Genomic DNA, 538 nt, shown 5'->3' on the forward strand with positions numbered 1-538 from the left:
GGTACCGTGCGCCTCCACGGCGTCCACATCCGCGGCGTCAAGCCCCGCACTGGCCAGCGCCTGTCGAATCACCCGCTGCTGCGACGGACCATTCGGCGCCGTAAGACCGTTGCTCGCACCATCCTGGTTCACCGCACTACCACGAACGATCGCCAGCACCGGGTGCCCGTTGCGCCGGGCGTCCGAAAGCCGCTCGACCAGCAGCATGCCGACGCCCTCACCCCACCCCGTACCATCCGCGCCCGCCGCGAACGCCTTAACCCGACCATCCGCCGCCAAACCGCGCTGACGGCTGAATTCGATGAACGCGCCCGGCGTGGACATCACCGTCACACCACCGGCCAGCGCCAGCTCGCACTCGCCGTTGCGCAGCGCCTGCACCGCGAGATGCAACGCGACCAGCGACGACGAGCACGCCGTATCGACCGTCACGGCCGGGCCCTCAAGCCCGAACGTGTACGAGAGCCGGCCGGATACGACGCTTGCCGAGTTTCCGGTGCTCATGAAGCCGTCGCCGCCGCCGACCGAGTTCAGTACC

General features: G+C 69.1%; 1 protein-coding gene. It reads right to left on the reverse strand.

Going from position 1 to position 538, the window contains the following annotated elements:
- A partial coding sequence (locus tag O5O46_RS35100) for a polyketide synthase (RefSeq protein ID WP_269859742.1) occupies nt 1-538 on the reverse strand: 538 nt, incomplete at both ends.

It is taken from the genome of Streptomyces sp. RPT161 (assembly GCF_027533845.1).
Classification (GTDB): Bacteria; Actinomycetota; Actinomycetes; order Streptomycetales; family Streptomycetaceae; genus Streptantibioticus_A; species Streptantibioticus_A silvisoli_A.